The 18374-nt window shown below is 61.5% G+C and carries 16 protein-coding genes and 2 pseudogenes; 11 read left to right on the plus strand and 7 right to left on the minus strand.

Annotated elements, in window-relative coordinates:
* Nucleotides 1-203 precede the first annotated feature (203 nt).
* Entirely contained in the window at nucleotides 204-1370 is a 1167-nt protein-coding gene (locus tag ACR9WD_RS15200; protein ID WP_434922392.1) for a YkvI family membrane protein, read from the plus strand.
* A 247-nt stretch (nucleotides 1371-1617) separates the two neighbouring features.
* Here the strand turns inward: ACR9WD_RS15200 and ACR9WD_RS15205 are convergent, their stop codons facing one another.
* On the minus strand, nucleotides 1618-2112 hold the full coding sequence (locus ACR9WD_RS15205) for a pyridoxamine 5'-phosphate oxidase family protein (RefSeq protein WP_223308815.1): 495 nt from the start codon (nucleotides 2110-2112) through the stop codon (nucleotides 1618-1620).
* Nucleotides 2113-2592: 480 nt separating this feature from the next.
* On the opposite strand from ACR9WD_RS15205, the gene ACR9WD_RS15210 reads away from it, so the two are divergent.
* The 3 genes from ACR9WD_RS15210 to ACR9WD_RS15220 are packed head-to-tail and all read left to right on the plus strand — an operon-like array spanning nucleotide 2593 to nucleotide 4352.
* Nucleotides 2593-3666: an IS1595 family transposase gene (locus ACR9WD_RS15210; RefSeq protein WP_190264161.1), complete on the plus strand. Its 1074-nt coding sequence runs from the start codon at nucleotides 2593-2595 to the stop codon at nucleotides 3664-3666.
* Between the two features lie 32 nt (nucleotides 3667-3698).
* Nucleotides 3699-4085 carry a type IIL restriction-modification enzyme MmeI gene (locus tag ACR9WD_RS15215; RefSeq protein WP_223308816.1) on the plus strand — a complete coding sequence of 129 codons (387 nt, stop codon included), beginning with the start codon at nucleotides 3699-3701 and terminating at the stop codon, nucleotides 4083-4085.
* Nucleotides 4086-4106: 21 nt separating this feature from the next.
* On the plus strand, nucleotides 4107-4352 hold the full coding sequence (locus tag ACR9WD_RS15220) for a hypothetical protein (protein WP_190264163.1): 246 nt from the start codon (nucleotides 4107-4109) through the stop codon (nucleotides 4350-4352).
* Between the two features lie 25 nt (nucleotides 4353-4377).
* Here ACR9WD_RS15220 and ACR9WD_RS15225 read toward each other — a convergent pair whose 3' ends face one another.
* Nucleotides 4378-4683, minus strand: a complete 306-nt coding sequence (locus ACR9WD_RS15225; protein ID WP_190264164.1) for a hypothetical protein — start codon at nucleotides 4681-4683, stop codon at nucleotides 4378-4380.
* Between the two features lie 299 nt (nucleotides 4684-4982).
* Here ACR9WD_RS15225 and ACR9WD_RS15230 point away from each other — a divergent pair, with 299 nt between their 5' ends.
* The 5 genes and pseudogenes from ACR9WD_RS15230 to ACR9WD_RS15250 all read left to right on the plus strand — a co-directional run bounded on the left by ACR9WD_RS15230 (nucleotide 4983) and on the right by ACR9WD_RS15250 (nucleotide 10187).
* Complete coding sequence (locus ACR9WD_RS15230; protein ID WP_190264165.1) at nucleotides 4983-6290, plus strand: ISL3 family transposase; 1308 nt, start codon at nucleotides 4983-4985, stop codon at nucleotides 6288-6290.
* A gap of 171 nt (nucleotides 6291-6461) precedes the next feature.
* Complete coding sequence (locus ACR9WD_RS15235) at nucleotides 6462-7544, plus strand: tyrosine-type recombinase/integrase (protein WP_190264166.1); 1083 nt, start codon at nucleotides 6462-6464, stop codon at nucleotides 7542-7544.
* Nucleotides 7545-7635: 91 nt separating this feature from the next.
* Nucleotides 7636-9429, plus strand: a complete 1794-nt coding sequence (locus tag ACR9WD_RS15240) for a tyrosine-type recombinase/integrase (RefSeq protein ID WP_190265241.1) — start codon at nucleotides 7636-7638, stop codon at nucleotides 9427-9429.
* Between the two features lie 350 nt (nucleotides 9430-9779).
* A pseudogene (locus tag ACR9WD_RS15245) lies at nucleotides 9780-9992 on the plus strand (integrase core domain-containing protein); the annotation flags it as partial.
* A 72-nt stretch (nucleotides 9993-10064) separates the two neighbouring features.
* A complete protein-coding gene (locus ACR9WD_RS15250; protein WP_263281920.1) occupies nucleotides 10065-10187 on the plus strand; it encodes a hypothetical protein in 123 nt (40 codons plus the stop codon).
* Between the two features lie 244 nt (nucleotides 10188-10431).
* Here ACR9WD_RS15250 and ACR9WD_RS15255 read toward each other — a convergent pair whose 3' ends face one another.
* Both ACR9WD_RS15255 and ACR9WD_RS15260 read right to left on the minus strand, forming a co-directional pair.
* On the minus strand, nucleotides 10432-11691 hold the full coding sequence (locus ACR9WD_RS15255) for a benzoate/H(+) symporter BenE family transporter (RefSeq protein ID WP_190264167.1): 1260 nt from the start codon (nucleotides 11689-11691) through the stop codon (nucleotides 10432-10434).
* A gap of 470 nt (nucleotides 11692-12161) precedes the next feature.
* Entirely contained in the window at nucleotides 12162-12317 is a 156-nt protein-coding gene (locus ACR9WD_RS15260) for a hypothetical protein (RefSeq protein WP_190264168.1), read from the minus strand.
* Nucleotides 12318-12409: 92 nt separating this feature from the next.
* Here ACR9WD_RS15260 and ACR9WD_RS15265 point away from each other — a divergent pair.
* Nucleotides 12410-13593 (plus strand): annotated as a pseudogene (locus ACR9WD_RS15265) (IS3 family transposase).
* A gap of 13 nt (nucleotides 13594-13606) precedes the next feature.
* On the opposite strand, the gene ACR9WD_RS15270 reads toward ACR9WD_RS15265, so the two are convergent.
* Together ACR9WD_RS15270 and ACR9WD_RS15275 are read right to left on the minus strand one after the other, a co-directional pair.
* The gene (locus ACR9WD_RS15270; RefSeq protein ID WP_190264169.1) at nucleotides 13607-14617 is read right to left on the minus strand and encodes an LLM class flavin-dependent oxidoreductase; all 1011 of its coding nucleotides are present in this window, start codon (nucleotides 14615-14617) and stop codon (nucleotides 13607-13609) included.
* Nucleotide 14618: 1 nt separating this feature from the next.
* Entirely contained in the window at nucleotides 14619-15476 is an 858-nt protein-coding gene (locus tag ACR9WD_RS15275; RefSeq protein WP_223308817.1) for an alpha/beta fold hydrolase, read from the minus strand.
* Here ACR9WD_RS15275 and ACR9WD_RS15280 point away from each other — a divergent pair.
* Entirely contained in the window at nucleotides 15436-16605 is a 1170-nt protein-coding gene (locus ACR9WD_RS15280) for an IS30 family transposase (protein WP_190264170.1), read from the plus strand. The genes ACR9WD_RS15275 and ACR9WD_RS15280 overlap by 41 nt on opposite strands.
* Before the next feature lie 151 nt (nucleotides 16606-16756).
* On the opposite strand, the gene ACR9WD_RS15285 is transcribed toward ACR9WD_RS15280, so the two are convergent.
* A complete protein-coding gene (locus tag ACR9WD_RS15285; RefSeq protein ID WP_190264171.1) occupies nucleotides 16757-18151 on the minus strand; it encodes an MFS transporter in 1395 nt (464 codons plus the stop codon).
* Nucleotides 18152-18374 lie beyond the last annotated feature (223 nt).

The following is an 18374-nucleotide window of genomic DNA, read 5'->3' on the forward strand; positions in this document are numbered from 1 at the left end:
CGCCTGCTGGATGGAAGCTGAACGGCCAGGCCACCCTGCCTGCGGGAGCCGCCTCCCCTGCTGGCACCACCTGCGCGTAATCTTCCGCAGGCCCATTGACCGCTAGCTCGATCTTCCCTACTGTGTGAACTAGATTACTGATATATCAATAAGATATTAATCAATATCCCCAGTCAACTAGGAGAAGGCAGGTCGGATTCAGCATGACAGACAGAACCGCAGTGCAACCGCTCGGAGCCAGCACCCGCAGGCTGAGCCCCAAGCGCGTCCTGACATTCGCGGGGGCAATTATTGCCTTCCTGATCGGATCCGGGTTCGCCACCGGCCAGGAAATCCTGCAGTATTTCACGTCCTACGGCTACTGGGGAATCTTCGGCACCGGCGCCCTGGTACTGGCGCTCATGTCCTACGTCATCATCGAGTTCTTCGTGGTGGGCCAAGCCAAGAAATTCGACAAGCCCTCGCAGATCTTCCACTACTACTGCGGGAAGCACCTGGGCAGCTTCTTCGACTACTTCTCGATTCTCTTCGTCTTCCTGAGCTTTGCCGTCATGGTCGCCGGCGCCGGCGCAGTGTTCGAGGAGCACTACGGACTCTCGCGCTTCATCGGCGGCGGCGCCCTGGCCATCGTGGTCGGTGCCAGCGTCTGGTTCGGCCTGCGCTCGCTGGTGGACATCATCGGCAAGATCGGCCCGCTCATTGTCGTGATTGCCATTGCCCTGGGCATCATGGGCATTGTCCGCGGCAGCGACGGCATCAGCGCGGGCAATGCGCTGCTGCCGGGCCTGGATGTCACCCAGGCTTCCAGCAACTGGGTGCTCTCCGCCCTGTCCTACGTCGGGTTCTGCATGCTGTGGTTGGCCGCGTTCCTGACGGCCTTGGGAAAGACGGCGCGCAGCCGCAAGGAAGCGGTCGCCGGGGGAAGCCTGGGCGCCATCGCCTTCTCGCTGGCATGCATCATCGTGGGCCTGGGCCTGCTGGCCAACATCACCAAGGTAGCCGGGACCGAGATCCCGATGCTGGTGCTGGCCACCGATATCAGCCCGGTGCTCGCCTCCGGAATCTCGGTGATGATCCTCGCTGGCATCTACACAACTGCGGTTCCGCTGTTGTGGACGGTATCCTCGCGGTTCTTCGCGGACAACACTCCTCGATTCCGCTACAGCACCGTCGGCCTCGCGGTTCTTGGAACCGTCATCGGCCTGTTGGTGCCGTTCAGCCAGATGGTCAACGTGGTGTACGTGGTCAACGGCTATGTGGGCATCCTGCTGCTCGTGCTCATGCTGGTCAAGACCGCCACCCGCGCGTGCCGCGATAGGCTGGCGCCGGCAACCGGCCGCAATGCGAAAACTAGCAGAGATCTCCTCTAATGTTTCTTGGGGGACCTGGGCTCGATGGGATGCCTTGCAACCTACCGTTCACGTTTCCTGAATTGCCCCTCGGATACACTCCCCTGATACCCGGCGGGGTACATCCGGCATGAAGATGCCCAACCGCAGATAGGTCGTCGAAAGCGAAAGACCGCCGTCCGCATAGCCGCAACATCATACAACGGCCAAGGGCACGCAAATCGCAGTTCATGCGAATTCCGCGCCCTTGTCGCTCACACCTTCACGGCTACAGATCTACGGTTGCCGAATCCCCGGGATGGGCGGCTTCTCCGGTTACCTTGCCCTTGACCCAACTGGCGGCCAGGCTCAGTACCCCGCCGGGGTTTTCCCAGTATTGCGCGGAGTCGGATTTCAGCTGGATGAGCACAACCTCCGGGGATTCGGGCTCCTGGCTGAAGAAGGCTGCCACCGCCGAATTCCACAGTTCCTTCTTCTTGGCAACGTCCGTGACCAGATTGGCCTTGCCGCTGAGCGACACCCAGAACTTGTCGTTCGAGAACGCGGCGTTAACTTCCTGGTCCTTGGAGACCTGCTCGGCAACATCCGAAGAAGCAGCAGTGAAGAACCACACGTCCGCGTCGTTGCCCACCTCGGTGACACTCAGCGGACGACTTTCCAACCCGTCCGGTCCATGAGTCGTTAGCATCGCAATCTTGATGTCCTTGATGGTTTCCACAAGCTTTTCCACTTCGTCAATGTGTGCTGCTTTATCGTGCGCCACGGCAATCTCCCGTTCAACTTGTCCATCAGGTACACACGCCACGCTACCGGGCCCTTGGCACCGCGCAACGGACTTCCAGCGAAAACGCAGGTTCTCGTACCGGACCGGAACTTCTATCAGTCACTGGAACGGCGTCGAAAGCCGTAAGCTAGCCTCAACTCATGCTGAGGCATCAGACCAGGTGTAACTGTCAACGGCGTTGGTGCTTGCACGCAACACCCTCGAGGAACAGGGGCGAGCTGATTTTTCCCTCCATGCACCAGTGATCGTTCCCCCCGGCATCGGCCACCTATCAAAGCATGCCTGCCAGGATTCTTCTTTATGAACCATTCTCAGGCTCACACAGTGCTTTTCTTTTCCGATAAAGGGGTATCCATTTAGATCCCCAGGATTTGCGCCTGTTAGGTTGAGCCAACGTAAGGGCCCCCGCGCTGCGCCAACAGCCGGGGGCATGGACTACACCGTAGAGGGGTGTGAGTCATGGCCCAGCCTATCGCCGGCAGGGATTATCCGGTGGATCTGGCCCAGCTACGGGCCTGGTTCCCCACAGACGAGGCGTGCCTGGATTACCTGGATTGGCTGCGCTGGCCGGAGGGATTCATGTGTCCTCACTGCGGGGCGGTGAAAGTGGGGCGTGAGGCATCAGGACGCTACCGCTGTCATGGTTGTCGCAAGCAGGTGTCTGTGACTTCCGGGACGATTTTCCACAAGACCCGTATCCCGCTGACGGTCTGGTTCGAGGCCGTATGGCTGGTGACCTCAGGCAAGACAGGGGTCTCTTCGACCCTTCTGCACCGGGTCCTGCCGATTTCCACGTATCAGACGGCGTGGACGATGCTGGCCAAGCTGCGATCGGTGATGGGCACCGCTGAGAGTGAGCCCCTCTCGGGCCGGGTCGAGATCGATGAGACCTTCATCGGCGGCCATCGCACCGGTGTGGGCGGGCGAGGATCGGCCGGCAAGACGCTGGTAGCCGGGGCCATCGAGGTCACAGACCACGGGTGGGGGCGCGCCCGGTTGGCCGTCATCCCCGATGCCTCTGCCGCCTCACTGGGAGCGTTCGCCAGAACTAACGTGGCCGCTGGGGCGACGATCGCTACCGACGGGTGGAGGTCCTATCCCTCCGCGCTCAAGGGATACGTCCATGAACCCTTCAACGTCAGCACCTCCGGCCGGCCGGCGCATGAGTCGTTGCCGGCGGTCCACCGTCTGTTCGCTCAGGTCAAACGAATGCTGGATGGCACCTATCAGGGCGGTGGCAGCAGTGATCACCTGCAGGAGTACCTGGATGAGTTCGTCTTCCGCTTCAACCGGCGCCACAGCCGCCACCGAGGCCTGGTGTTCATGAGGCTGCTCCAACGTGCCGTCGACGGGCAACCGGTCACCTTCCGGTCCTTGGTGCGCACCCCTGTTCCCAAAGCAGTGCGTCCCACCGGGGTGACCGGCCCACGCTCCCAACCCGGCACCCTCGACGTGGAGCCAGAGGACCACCCCTGGCGAAACAACCCACACAACCCCAGCGCTCCCGTACCGGGCCAGGACTTGGGGATCTAAATGGATACCCCTTTGCTGACGATCCGGATGGCGTGCTCTTCGCCGTGATCTCCTCCAGCTGGTTCATCGCCTGGCAGAACACCGTTGGGGGGCGCATTAAGTCTGATCTGCGGTTCAACAAGCTCTTGGTTTGGAACACCTTCCCGATGCCGAAACTCACCGAGCAGAACGCGAAGAAGGTCATCGCAGCAGGGCGCAGCATTCTCTCAGCACGCGAGGCCTTGGAGGGCCAGTCTCTGGCGGACATGTATGCCAGCGGAATGATGAACCCGCGACTGTTGGCTGCGCACGACGCTCTTGATCGCGCATTGGATCGTGTGCTGGCGCCACGTCGGAAGATCACAGCAGAGGTCGATCGCCTGGCAGTCCTGTTCGAGTTGTACGAGAAGATCACGACCGAAGGGCAGCTCACCGTCTAGCGGCAATCGGATTGAGGAAGTATGCGTCAGATCATTGCCTATGACACGGCGGACCCCGAGCTTGCGGACATCTTCACCCAGAGCTGCGCAATCTGCGGCCAGGATGGATGGGTGACCGTGCCGAGTGCGGCTGTCGATCGACTTGTGGCCGGGGAACCTATCCAGCATGTCTTGCCTGACCTCGACCAGGGGCTTAGGGAGCAGATCACGAGCGGCATCCATCCGCTCTGCTGGGAGCGCGCCATAGCGCTGTCACCGGAGGCATGAAAAGAGCGAGGAGTCGGCCCCGGCCTCAGCCGCCGAGTGCGCCAGCTACCACCGTCGCGAGTGCGGGAACTAGATGCGTCAGGTTCTCCCGAACGACGGGGGACGCCTTGCCCAAGAATCGTTTGAGCCCCTTGGAGGCCCGGTCCTCGTCCTTCTCGTCCTCGAATTCTTCCTCGAGCAGCTCGAGCTGTCCGAGGTGCCTGCTCCGGTCTGTATCACTCAAATCCATCGCACTCAGTGCGTTCTTAAGGTCGGCGAAGAGACCAGGAAAGTCACCCGCAACGAGGTTGGATTGATGGACGCTCATGGTGTTCTTGTTGCCGGCGCTCACGGCTCCAACGGTTGACTCATAAACGTTGATTTGGTTATTCGTGGTGGAGCCGAGCCCAGGGTTGTGACCGTGGTCGAGTGAGACCTCGGTTGAGAGTCGAGCGACTTCGCCCTCTGACGTCAGCGTGGGTTTGATGAGGTGCCCGCCGGTGTGTGACGTCTGGTATCCCTTGATAAGGGGCTCTTCACAAATGAGGGTGTAGACGGGGTTCTCGAAGAATCGGCGCGTCGATAGCTCGATAGAGGTCGAGGCCTTCCGAAGATGGAAGTTCTCACACTGCCCATCCGAAAGACCTCGACGTGCCCAACGCTACCTTCGACAGCTGCGACCTGACCAAGTTCTGCCGACTGGACGAGCTCGGCCTCGAAGCCATTGGCCAACGCCTGGAACCCGGGCGGGCGGTGCTGGCCTGCCGTGTCGTGGAACCGGATGACTGGTGCCACCGCTGCGGATCCCAGGGCACCCCACGAGGCACCGTGATCCGCCGGCTGGCCCATGAGCCGCTGGGCTGGCGGCCCACAAGCCTGCACATCACGGTCCGCCGCTACCGGTGCGATGACTGCGCCCACGTCTGGCGCCAGGACACCACCGCCGCGGCCGAGCCCAAGGCCAAGCTCTCCCGCCGGGCCCTGCGCTGGTCTCTGGAGGCCCTGGTCATGCAGCATCTGACCATCGCTCGGGTGGCTGAGTCTCTGGCGGTGCGGTGGAACACCGCCAACGACGCCGTGCTCGCCGAAGGCAAGCGGATGCTGATCGACGACCCGTCCCGGTTCGACGGCGTCACCGCGATCGGCGTGGATGAGCACGTGTGGCGCCACACCCGCGGCGGGGACAAGTACGTCACCGTGGTCATCGACCTCACCCCGCTGCGGGACGGGACCGGGCCGGCCCGCCTGCTGGACATGGTGGAGGGCCGCTCCAAGCAGGTCTTCAAGACCTGGCTCGCCGAACGCGACCAGGCCTGGCGGGACGGCGTGGAGGTGGTGGCCATGGATGGGTTCACCGGCTTCAAGACCGCCGCGGAGGAGGAACTGCCCGAGGCGACCGCGGTCATGGATCCCTTCCACGTCGTCCGCCTGGCTGGGGATGCTGTGGAGAAGTGTCGGCGGCGGGTCCAGCAACAGGTCCTCGGCCACCGCGGCCGCAAGGAGGACCCGCTCTACAAGGCCAGACGAACGCTGCTGACCGGGGCGGATCTGCTCACTGACCGGCAGTACTCGCGGATTCAGGACGTCTTCGACGGTGATGAGCACGTGGAGGTCGAGGCGACCTGGGCGTTCTACCAGCACATGGTCGCCGCCTACCGGGAATCCGACCGGGCGAAGGGCAAGGTGATGATGCAGACGCTGATCACCAAGCTGGGCCGGGCGGTGCCGAAGAAGCTCACTGAACTGGCGGCGCTGGGCCGGACGTTGAAGAAGCGGGCAGCGGACATCTTGGCCTACTTCGACCGCCCCGGCACCTCCAACGGTCCCACCGAGGCCATCAACGGACGGCTCGAGCATCTGCGCGGCTCTGCCTTGGGGTTCCGGAACCTGACGAACTACATCGCCCGGTCCCTGCTGGAATCCGGTGGATTCAGGCCCCGTCTACACCCTGGATTGTGAAGAGCCTCTATACCTCGGCGGATTTCCGGGCGCTGGTGACCGGTCTGGGCATGCGTTCCTCGATGGGCCGGACCGGGGTGTCCCTGTTAACCGGCTAATCCACGTTTTATACCCTTGAATTCCCCCGGAAACTCTTGACTTTCCAAAGGATGAGGTCGATGCTCATGTGTCATGAACACCCAGCAAGAGTTGGTTTTGTTGCCTTCACACGGAGCATGGAACCTCCATGGGGCGGCAGCAGCGAGGTTCTCCCAGGCTAATGATTACCTCGGCTATCTGAGTGACCGCAACTACTCTCCAGCCACGACACGAGCCTACGGTTATGACCTGTTGGCGTTCTGCCGCTGGCTACACGAACAAAATCTGACTATCGAAGCAGTTGACACCAACACGCTGATCAACTATCTGAAGTTCTGCAAGAAATCATCCGTACCAGGACGTCCAGGCCCGAATGTAATGACTTTAGACGGTCAAAGAGCCGATGGATATGCACCTGCAACGGTGAATCGCCGGATGGCAGCAGTGTCCGGGCTGTTCACATTCTTGGCGATGCGGGATCCGTGCCTAACCAACCCTATGCCGAAAGGTCAGGAGTCCCGTTGGGTATCCTCCGCCCAGCGTTCCGGGCTTCTGGGGCATCTGGCTACACCAGCTGCCAGGTCGCCGCTACGTGTTCGCGAACCCCGCCGGCTACCAAGATCCTTGGAATCTGACGAAGTCATTGCCCTGTTTCAAGGTCTGCGGACGTACCGGGATCGTGCCATGGCAGGGCTAATGCTCTATTGCGGGCTACGTGCTGGCGAGGTACTTGCCTTGCGGATACGCGATGTGGACATCGGTGGGCGGTGGCTACTAGTGCAGGGCAAAGGATCCAAGGAACGACGAGTTCCATTAGACGTGGACGTCGCCGGAGTCATCCAAACTTACCTGCTCGCTGAACGCCCGGAATCGGATGAGCAACGGCTATTTCTCGTTGCCAAAGGAGCCAACCGCGGCCTGCCCTTGACAGCAGCTGGCCTGCGTACGATCTTCCGGTACCACCGCGAAATTTCAGGGGTTCCTGACGGCCACCCACATGCATTGCGCCATACCTTCGGCAGTGCCTTAGCAGCTTCAGGGGTGGACCTGTCCATCATGAGAGAGCTTCTGGGGCATGCCCACGTGAACACGACCGCCCGCTACATCCACCTTGTTCCTGCCCACGTGAAATCAGAATACGATGCCGCGATCAACCGCCAAAAACAATCACATTGAACCGCCTCTGGATCTCGTTGGCGCTTACCGCACCTACTTATCCTCCACTCACCGCGGGTCGGAACCGTATTTTTCAGCAGCAAGAACGTTCATGCTCCGATATCCAGACCCATCGAAGTGGAGCCAAGAGCCGCTGGAGCGGCGGCTGGAGGCGAATAGCGGCACTAGAGCTTTCGTGCTTTATCTGATGGTCACCAAAAGGATCCGCGGCGACTTCCCGTATCTGCTTGAGCGGAAATTAGCCAACATCTTCGTTGAGGTCCAGGGAACTGATTACGAAGATGATCTCAGATTTTTCTCTGCTGAAGCCCGCAAGGTGGGGTTCAGCGAACGAGTCAGTGCGGCGATGACGACCAGCGTCATCGCTAAGATCCTGCTGCGGACTCAACAGCCACTTACACAGATCACGAGTGCTGATTTAGAGGAATTTGAAACTTGTTGCCGAGCCCGAGAAGCCCAGACCGGCATGTCAGCCCGTCCATTACTCGTGCTGAGTTCTTCAACCCGCCAGGTCTTGTTCCATGCACACCTGCTTGCCAATCCACCTCTGAGCAGGACCCAGCGGGTACCGCTCAAGGATAGGGTCGGCGCAGTGAACGGTCCCTTTGCACAGTTTCTTCTGCGGTATTTGGAACGTAAGGAAGTGACTTGCACTAGGAAAACGGTCAGTAGCCTGGCAACACGATTAGCGCATTTCGGGCAGTTCGTCACCGAAGCAGATCCATCATTAGCTTCACCGGCTGAGCTAACTCGTTGTTCTCATATTGAACCGTATCTGGTGTCTTTGCCTCGAAGCCCCAATACGAAGAGCTCCGGCACGCTTTCCGTAGCGGAACAATCACGACGGGTCAGGGCTGCCGGTAACTTCTTACGTGAAATTACCGAGTGGGGATGGCCCGAAGCTCCTCCACGGCAGTTGTTCTTCCGTTCTGATGTTCCTAGGCTTCCTCGGCCACTGCCACGTCATTTGCCCCCGGATGCCGACCGGCTCCTAGCCCAAGAGCTCCTGGCCTCGGACTATCGTCAGGCTGCCGATGCGTTGCTGCTTCAACGAGCGTGCGGGTTGCGCATTGGCGAGTTGCTGGATTTGGAACTGGACTGTGTTCATGAGATTCCCGAGGCTGGGACTTGGCTGAAGATTCCGCTGGGAAAGATGAAGACCGAGCGTATGGTTCCGCTGGACCCGGACATCCTGGCTTTGGTTGATCGCATCATCGCAGAACGTTCGCCGGGCCAGCCGTTGGCTCATCCACGCACGGGGAAGCCCGCCCAGTTCCTTTTCACTCATCACGGACGCCGGTTGGGAGAAAGCGCTGTTCGGCTCGAACTAAACCGAGCTGCGCAAGCCGCCGGCCTGGGAAAGATCACTCCTCACCAGCTTCGTCATACTTATGCGACTGCGTTGATCAATGCCGGGGTCACCCTCCAGTCCTTGATGGCTCTCTTGGGCCATGTCTCAGCGGAGATGAGTTTGCGCTATGCATCCTTATTCGATTCAACTGTCCGCACCGAATACGAGCGTGCTTTGGACTTGGCGAAGTCACGCATCGGCTTACCTGACCTGGCTGAACACCGTTCGCTGCTTCCGTTGAGTGATGTTTCTGCTGGCTCTTGGCACGATACCGCGACAATTAAGTCACGGCTTGCTGGCGGGCATTGCCTGAGGTCCCCAGCCCAGCAGGCGTGCCAGTATGCGAACATATGCGAGCACTGTCCGAGCTTCCGCACTGAGGATTCGAATCTTCCAGTGCTTGAGGCACAGCGTAAGGACGCAATGATTTTGGCGCAGGACGCAAAACGCCGAGGCTGGGACAGCGAGGTGCAACGGCATGAAGCATTGGTGACTCAATTGGATCTGCTCATCGAGAGGACACGCACGGCGTGAAGCGAAGCGAGTCTCAACGAGTTGTTGATAAGGCCCTGCTGACATTGCGAATGCAGGGACGTACGGTGACGTTTCGGGCGGTAGCTGAACTCGCTGGGCTTTCCCGTTCCACGCTCTATCGTTCTGCTGGGCTTCGTGAGCTGATCCAGGCGTGCCGAGAGGGATCCGCGCGGCTAGGTGGCCGTGCGATTTTGCTTGGATCTCCTGCTCGGGTTGACGTGTTCGGTTCGGGTTCTTGGAATCAGGGGAAGCCGCTCCTGCAGAGTGATGACCGGGCGTGCAACAGGGAGTGCAGAGAAAAATAGAATTAGCCGGATAAGGCGTAGCCTAGCTATTTTTTAGCCGGTTAATGCTGGGATAACAGCATGGCTGAATCGTTCTTCTCGATGCTCAAGAACGAGCTCGTCTACCGGACCGTCTACGCGACCAAAGCCCAGGCCCGTCGCGACGTCATCGCCTATATCGAAGGGTTCTACAACAGCCGACGCCGACACTCCGCACTCGGTTACCGACGGCCCAACGACGTCCACTATGGTTATCAGCAGCCACCCCTGGCAGCGTAGAGAAATTCACCAACTCCGCTGTCCGAAATCTCCGCAGCAGCCCACAGGTCTCTGATCTGCAGGCGGGCGGACTTGGACGCATCGACGGCGCTACGCCGAACGACCATGATCACCCTGATTCCTTCGACCAGTCCGTCGCTGCTCTTCGGGACGGCGTCTGAGGTGCCGGTCAAGGCGATCTCGGCGGCCATGTAGGCGTCGATCTCATCGGATAAGGGGTCCGCCTACAGCAGACCCCGGTGTCCCTTGAGGTCGTAGAGTTCGTGCATCTAATGCAGGCTTCCACGGGGTGAGGCGGGATGAACGGAACCGTTCCGGGGTTCGTCCCCAAGGTGCTGACGTACGCGTCCATCCGGTTGTTCCGGGCTGACGAGCGGGTGTTTGAGGCCATGGTCGATGGGTCGACCCACGCTCTACTGGATGGTGGTGAGGGTTTCTGTCAGAGGTCGACATGATCACGGTGCTCTAGGATGCGCGACACCGCGTAACCGATGACGATACCCCAGAACGCGGAGTGAAGGTTGAAGAGGTTCAGGCCGGAGATCGTCACTACAAAAGTCACCAGGGCCCCCATCGTGAAATTTGTAGAGAACGCCGTGACGAACGCCTGCAGAAGGGCCTTCAGCATCGCGATCCCGCCAAGCGCGAGGACGAAGGCCTCCGGCGTCGCCAGCATGAACCGGACTAACGTCGGTGCCAGCAATGCAAATACTAGAGATAGGGCGGCGTAGATCAAAGCCGCAGTATATTGCCGAGCCTTATTCCCGGACGAGGTCAGGAGGGAATTGGTGGGACCCGTGACGCAAGCCGAGACCCCACCGAACACTGCATTCACAATTGAGAAAGCACCGGAAGCAACGGCAAACACATTGACCGGGGGGTGATGCCGGGCAGTGCGTAGAACAGCCAAACCCTGCCCGTTCTGCACGAACAACACCGTGATTGCTAGGGGTACCACCAGTTCCAGCTGCGCGGCCCAGGTGAAGTCAGGAGCCGTGAAGGTCGGGGTGGCAAGAATCGGTCCGCCGGTCTCCAGAGCGAATTGTCCACTCAGCAGCACGGCGATGACGCCGACCACCAGAGCTGCCATGACGGGGTGGAAGACCTTCCCGAGGGCCGGCACCACGGAGAAGATGAGGTAGGCGATCACCATGGGCGCGGCCACCATGGGGTTGTCCTGGGTAGCATCGACGATGTCGGTACCGAATCTCAAGAAGACGGCCGCTACCATCGCCATAATAATGGGCATCGGGATCGCCGCCATGATCCGCCGCACAAGGCCGCTCAGCCCCAGGGCGAGAACCAAAATACCACAGCCGAAGAAGGTGCCCACGACTTCAGGGAAAGACAGGTGCTGAAGGGAGGGACCGAGCAGTGCGGTTCCGGGGAGTGACCATGCGAAGCCCAGTGGCTGCCGGTACACCAGAGACATCACCACGGTCGCCAGCCCTGCTGAGAGGAAGATCGCGAACACCCAGGAGGCGAGCTGGCCCTGGGTTAGTCCGCCCGCCATGCCGACTGCAAGCGTCACGGCGATCGGTCCTGACGCAGAGAAGACCACCCCGAGGATTCCATTGGTGACGAATTCGGGACTGAGGTCGCGCCACACCTGGCGCAGTCCGGCCGGACGGACGCCGGGTCGTTCGAGCACCGGAGCACGTCTGGGTGGGGCGTTCGATTCGTACTCGCTGACCGACATACTCACTCCTAGTAACGCGGTTGACCGCTCTAGCTCATCGCTCCTGCCGTCCTCTCTCGACCGTCAGGGATTCATAGTCGAAACAGGTATCACACGACCCAGCAACATGTTCTGTAGAACAGTGAGGGAGGACGAGTGTGGTCACCGGACCCGACCTCTACGCCTTCCTGAAGGCCCGTCGCCTCTTGGTCACACCTACGTCGATCAACCTTTCACGACGACGGGCCCCCGGCGCTCGTAGCCCTAACAACCTATGCCTCCACGTCGGTATCGGCCCCTCCCACATACAAGGCCCGAATGCCACTTCTCCCCGCCGAAAGCGCCAGAACCACTCATGAAAAGCAGACAACCCACTCGCGACGAAATCAATGCTTGACAGAGTAAACCGAGGCTAGCGGGCTACCATAAGGTTCACGGACATCAACCGATTGGCCGCTGCCCCTTCAGACGGGTCAGTCCCCTGCCGTCTCTCAGACGGACGACACGGCGACGAATTCCTTGGACTCCCTTGCGGCGAACCTAGCGTCGAGTCGCGGCTTCACCTGCTCGGCGAAGTTCCGGATGCCGGAGGCGGCCGTCTCGTGGTCCATGAACCCTGCCTGGCCGTGCAGAATCAGGTGACCCAACCCGCCGATCCGGTCATAGAAGTTCTCGATCGGGTCTGCTGAAGGTTCGGTTGACTTCCTGACTGCTCTGCGGAGCAGAGAGGATAGTCATCATGCCGAAGATCTACTCGGAGGAGTTCAAGGCCAGCGCCCTGGAGTTACTTGAGCAGGGAATGACCCAGAAGCAGGTTTGCCAGGACCTCGGGATGTCGAAGTCCGCGTTGCAGGCCTGGGTGAACGAGTCCCGCTTACATCAGCACGGCTTCGAGCCCGCGGAGGGCCCCGAGGGCAAGGCCGAGCAAGTCAGGATGCTCCGGCGGATCCGGGAGTTGGAGCAGGAGAACGAGATCCTGCGTCAGGCCACCGCCTACCTGTCCCAGGCCAACCTCAAGCCCGGGCAGGCACGCCCAAAATGATGTACCCGCTGGTCCGTGACCTTGCCGCCGCCGGAATCCCGGTGACGGTGACCTGCCGGGTACTGGGCTTCTCCAAGCAGGCCTTCTACCAGTGGCGCTCCAAGCCCGTCTGCGACCGGGACTTCGAGGAGGCGCACCTGCTCAATGCCGCCTATGACGTCCACGCCGACGACCCTGAGTTCGGGCACCGGTTCATCGCCGACGAGCTCCAGGCCGCCGGCCATCGAGTCTCCGAGCGTCGGGTGTGGCGGCTGTGTTCTCAGCAGCGGATCTTCTCGGCCACCGTGCGCCGTGCCAAGCGGCACGGGAAGAAACCCGGCCCTCCGGTCTGTGATGACCTACTGCAGCGAGACTTCACCGCCACGAGCATCAACACCACGTGGCTGACGGACATCACGGAGCACCGCACCGGTCAGGGCAAGCTCTACCTGTGCGCGATCAAGGACGCCTGTTCGGGGCGGATCGTCGGCTATGCCACCGGCCGGCGGATGAAGTCTCGGCTCGCGGTCGCCGCCCTGAAGGACGCGGTGGCCCGCCGCGGAGGGGCGGCTGCGGTGGCCGGGTGCATCGTCCACAGCGACCGCGGTAGCCAATTTCGATCACGGAAGTTCCAGCAGGCGTTGAAGCACCACGGGCTGATCGGGTCGATGGGTCGGGTCGGGGCCGCCGGAGACAACGCTGCGATGGAGAGCTTCTTCGCCACGCTGCAGAAGAACGTGCTCGACCGCCGCCGCTGGGCCACCCGGAACGAACTGCGCCTGGCCATCATCCACTGGATCGAGCGCACCTATCACCGGCGCCGCCGACAGCGCCGGCTGGGTAAGCTGACCCCGGTCGAATACGAAACCATCCACCAAAAGGCCGTCGCTCTGGCGGCCTAAACCCCGGAGTCAACTAAACCTTCAGCAGACCCATCTGCTCGGCGACGGTCGTCGGGCTGCCGGCGAACATGATGCCGGACTCCATCAGCTGATCCATCGACATGCTGGCCAGATCGAAGACTGATCCGCCGCCCTGCAGGGCGCCGGCCCGGGCGAAGTACGGGGTGTAGCCCGGAGGCAGGATGAACTCTTGCGGCACCTTGTTGGACTTCAGATACCACATCAGCTGTTCGGCCCCGGCCATGCCCTCCGCGTCGGTGTCTCCCACGAAGGTCAGCGCCGCGTAACCGAACCGGTCGAGCGGAACCTCGCCCTTACCGGTCTCCTCCCAGCGAGCCCGATAGGAGTCGAAAACCTTCTTGGTTCCCTCGACACCGGTCAGGAAGGTGGCCAGGACGGCGTCGCCGTCAGCAACGCGAGGCACGGAAGACGGGGACATCGCACTGACCCAGATCGGCGGGTGCGGCTGAGTGTAAGGCCGGGGCCAGATGTTCACCTGCCGGTGCTGGAAGAACTCGCCCTCCCAGTTAAACGGACCGTCGTGGGTCGTCCAGGCCGCCTTGATGAGATCGATCGCCTCCCACATGCGCTCGTTCATCTTGATCGGGGACGAATTGGTCGCGGAGATCTCATAGGGGACGCCGCGCACGAAACCCACCTCGAGGCGCCCGCGTGTCATCAGGTCGACCAGGGCCATCTCCTCAGCCACCCGGACCGGGTCCTTGCGGTTGGCGACCGGATTTCCGAGAATGAGGATCTTGGCCTGTTCCGTGACCTGGGACAGTGCCGCGGCCACCAGAGGCGCCGCCGCATTCATGCAGGTCGCCGTGCCGTGGTGCTCGTTCACCATGATGTTGATGCCGGCCTGGTCGGCAACGATCCAGTCTGTGATATACCGGTCCATCAAGTCGGCGGCTGTGCCCGGATCCACGAAAGAGTTCGGCATGGTCACTCTGATGGAGTCGTATTTCTCCTCATCGGGAAGATGAGGGTAGGGCATCTCGCTGAAGTGCCAGTATTCCATGTCAGAATCCTTCCTTGGTCTGTGCATTGGTGATGATGTCGGCGACCTGACCGGGCTGGTCGATCTGTGCGCAATGGGCGGCTCCGGGAATGACCTCCAGGGCAGCGCGGGGCAGCAGGTCTGCAAAGCCTCTCGAATAGTCGGCGTCCGTGATGCGGTCCTGGTCACCACGGATGACGGTCACGGGGACGGTGATCCGGTTCAGCCAGTGCTTCAGGCGCGGATTGTGCATATAGGGTTCCCAGGTGTAAGTGGCCAGGGCTTCCTCATTCCGTGCAGCGAACAGGACCGTCTCCCGGCTGGCGGCCTTCAAGTCGCGGAGGGGATTGTTCTGCGGATCGGCGAAGCGCGCGCTGTCCAGATTCTGCCGCGAGGTGGCGAATACGTCGACGATCTCCCGGTCCATCGGGCCCCCCGTTTTGATGCCCACGGGGCTGACCAGGGTCATCCCGGACATCCTCGAGCAATCCCGGATGGCCATCTCCGCGGCCACCCACGCACCGAACTGCAGTCCGACCACGTGGACGTTCCTCAGATCGAGCACATCCAGCAGGGAGAGATAGGTGTAGGCGATGTCCTCGACGGTCTCGAACCACTTCGGCAGGGGCGAGAGCCCAAAGCCGGGGTGGGTCGGTGCGACAACCTCGTGGTTCTCCGACAGACGGGAGATGAGGTCATGGTCCTCCTGGACCCCCTCGACGCCGTGCAGCAGGAGGATCGGCGTGCCAGACCCGACACGCTGCAGATCGACAACGATTCCTGGGGGAACGAGGGCAGTTTCTAACGAACGTTGCGAATCCTTCCTGGAAGGACATCGCATGCCACGACACGCGTGGAACAAGGCATCGCTCGAGGCCAAGCGCCGCTACTTCGAGCGCATCCGGCAAGGCAGCAGTGGCAGCGAGGCCGCACGATCTGTGGGAGTGTCTCTGAGCTGTGGCTCGTTATGGTTCATCGATGCTGGAAGCGTGAACTTCATTGAGCGGCCTATCAGTGCCCGGTACTTGTCGCAGGACGACCGCATCGAGATCGCCGAGGGGCTGGCATCCAATGAGGCGGTCAAGGTGATCGCCGCCCGGATCGGGAAGAGCTTCCAGAGCATCTACCGGGAGATCGCCAAGAACCGGGGCCCGGATGGCCGCTACCAGCCCTGGCACGCCCATGGGCAGGCTTACCTGCGTCGGGCACGGCCCAAGGTGAGGCGGTTCGCTGCCGACGAGGCGTTGCGCGAGGCCGTCGCCGGCCGGCTGAAGCTGCGCTGGTCCCCGCAGCAGATCAGCCGCTGGCTGCGGCGTCGGTGGCCTCGCAGGCCCAGCTGGCATGTGTGCGCCGAGACGATCTACGAGGCCGTCTATCGCGGACTCGTCGGTGCCAAGGACCGTCAGACGCTTCGGACCGGACGGACGTACCGGCACAAGCGGGGTAGAGGGCGCGGCCGTGACGGGGCCTTGAAGCAGTCAACGAACATGAAGTCAATCCACGACCGTCCGGCCATCGCCCAAACCCGGCGGCAGGCTGGCCACTGGGAAGGGGACCTCGTCGTCGGGGCGTCCCAGCGTTCGGCGATCGCGACCCTGGTCGACCGCAAGACGCGCAACACCATCATCGCGCCGATTCACGGACGACACACCGCCCAAAGGGTCGGCGATGCGCTGATCTCCGCGTTCAGCGTCCTGCCACCTGGATTGCGCCGCACGCTGACATGGGACCAGGGAAATGAGATGTTCCACCACCAGCGCATCGCCGATGCCACGGGACTGAAGATCTATTTCGCCGATCCTCACTCGCCGTGGCAACGCGGCACCAACGAGAACACCAACGGGCTGATCCGGCAGTATTTTCCCAAGGGCATCGACTTCTCCCAGGTTTCGGACCAGGCCCTTCAAGATGCCGCGGCGGAACTCAACGACAGACCCCGAGCTTGTCTCAATGACCGCTCACCACGGCAACTCATGGCACGATGGAAACTGCAACCCACATCAACGTGATTCACTTCGTTCACTAGAAACCGCCGAGTGTTCCCGAGAGCTCGTTCTTCAGCTCAAGAGTTGTCGGTGCGTTGCTCATCATTCTCTTCCCTCACTAATCGCTGGGTATCTGAATCAATGGATCCCGGGGTTCCGGGTGGGTTCGCGAGCGTCACGGTTCAACCAGGACTTCGTTGTCGCCCGGCCTGGCCGCTTCGGTGACCTCGGCTGCTGCGGGAGCCCCGGAGTTAGCGTTGCTGGGCAGGTCATCGCGGCTGGTCTCGCGGAGCCGCAAGACGAAGATCAGGCTGACCAGGCCGGCCACGGCGATGTACCAGCCCGGGGCGACGGTGACACCCGTAACCTCCACCAGGAGGGTCGCGACGAAGGGCGCGGTGCCGCTGAATACGGCGGTGGCGATGGCGTAGGCGATGCCGAAGCCGGAGACGCGGATCTCCGTGGGGAACATCTCTGCATAGGCGGCTGGCGTGACGCCACAGAAGATTGACACCGGAATCCACATCAATAGCTGGCCGATCATGACGGCCGGCAGGGAACCGGTGACGACTATGAAGAAGCCGATGATCGGGAGGACCATGCAGGCGATGCAGGCAGCGACCAGCACCTGCTTTCGCCCATACTTGTCCGACAGCCAGCCGAACAGCGGGATCAGCACGGCGCCGAACAACGTGGCGACCACGACCGTCAGGTTCGCCGGGATCGGCTCCACGCCGACCACGGTCTGCAGGAAGCTCAAGATGAAGCTGACGACCACGTAGGTGCTGATGGCGAAGCCCACGCCCACGCCGATGACGCTCAGCATGCTCCGCCAGTGGTCGCGGAAGATCGTGATGAGGGGAGTCGTGGCCACCTTGGCGTCCTCACGGGTCTTCTTGAACTCAGGCGTCTCGCCGACCCGCACGCGGATGTAGGTACCGAACGCCAAAAGCGGGAAGCTCAACAGGAAGGCCACTCGCCAGCCCCAGCCGTCAAGGGCCTCGGCCGACAGGAAGAGGGTCAGCAACAGGACCACGATGGCACCGATGGCCATCCCGAGGATCGAGGAGAAGTAAGCCAACGAGCCGTACAGGCCTCGCTTGCCCTTCGGGGCGTACTCCACCAGGAACGAGGTGGAGGTCCCGTGCTCACCGCCCAGGGAGAAGCCCTGGGCCAACCGGCAGAGGGTCAGCAAGACGGTGGCGAACACGCCGGCCTGAAAGTAGGTCGGGATCAGACCAAGGCAGATGGTCGCGATGCCCATCAGCGTCACGGAGACGATCAGCGCCTGTTTGCGGCCCGCCTTGTCCGCGTACCAGCCGAAGAAGACGGCACCGACCGGCCGCATCAGGAATCCGACCGCGAAGATGGCGAAGGTCGACAGGACGCCGATCAGCGGATCGTCTCCCGGGAAGAACAACCTCGAGATGATCGGCGTGAGATACGCGTAGACCGCGAAGTCGTACCATTCCATCATGTTGCCGACCGTGCCGGCGACAACGGCGCGGCGCGACTCCTTGGCAGCGCTGGCTGGCGCAGGCGGCGACGGGATTTCCTGCTGTGTGGCCATGGGGGTGCACCCTTCTTGATAGGAATGACAGTCTGAACGTCGCGCCAGCGATGTTTCGATCGGCTGATTGTGACGTGGATTACACGCTAGGCACTGTTCCTTCACATGTATGTAATTTTTATCACTCGATTGCGTGATTGTCAAGGGACACCGGGACTTCCCTGTGGGCGGACTTCTGATCTCCCTGCCGGCGGACACGTTATCTCCCTGTCTGCGGACAACT

Origin of the sequence: Glutamicibacter sp. PAEs-4, assembly GCF_051161755.1 — a bacterium.
In the GTDB taxonomy this organism is placed as follows: Bacteria; Actinomycetota; Actinomycetes; order Actinomycetales; family Micrococcaceae; genus Glutamicibacter; species Glutamicibacter nicotianae.

What these genes read in the sequence shown, in the direction of transcription:
- ACR9WD_RS15220 (WP_190264163.1), top strand. Translation starts at nt 4,107, where the DNA reads ATGCGTCAGATCATTGCCTATGACACGGCGGACCCCGAGCTTGCGGAC.
- ACR9WD_RS15200 (WP_434922392.1), top strand. Translation starts at nt 204, where the DNA reads ATGACAGACAGAACCGCAGTGCAACCGCTCGGAGCCAGCACCCGCAGG.
- ACR9WD_RS15255 (WP_190264167.1), bottom strand. Translation starts at nt 11,691, where the DNA reads ATGTCGGTCAGCGAGTACGAATCGAACGCCCCACCCAGACGTGCTCCG.
- ACR9WD_RS15280 (WP_190264170.1), top strand. Translation starts at nt 15,436, where the DNA reads ATGCCACGACACGCGTGGAACAAGGCATCGCTCGAGGCCAAGCGCCGC.
- ACR9WD_RS15240 (WP_190265241.1), top strand. Translation starts at nt 7,636, where the DNA reads ATGCTCCGATATCCAGACCCATCGAAGTGGAGCCAAGAGCCGCTGGAG.
- ACR9WD_RS15210 (WP_190264161.1), top strand. Translation starts at nt 2,593, where the DNA reads ATGGCCCAGCCTATCGCCGGCAGGGATTATCCGGTGGATCTGGCCCAG.
- ACR9WD_RS15235 (WP_190264166.1), top strand. Translation starts at nt 6,462, where the DNA reads ATGAACACCCAGCAAGAGTTGGTTTTGTTGCCTTCACACGGAGCATGG.
- ACR9WD_RS15285 (WP_190264171.1), bottom strand. Translation starts at nt 18,151, where the DNA reads ATGGCCACACAGCAGGAAATCCCGTCGCCGCCTGCGCCAGCCAGCGCT.
- ACR9WD_RS15270 (WP_190264169.1), bottom strand. Translation starts at nt 14,617, where the DNA reads ATGGAATACTGGCACTTCAGCGAGATGCCCTACCCTCATCTTCCCGAT.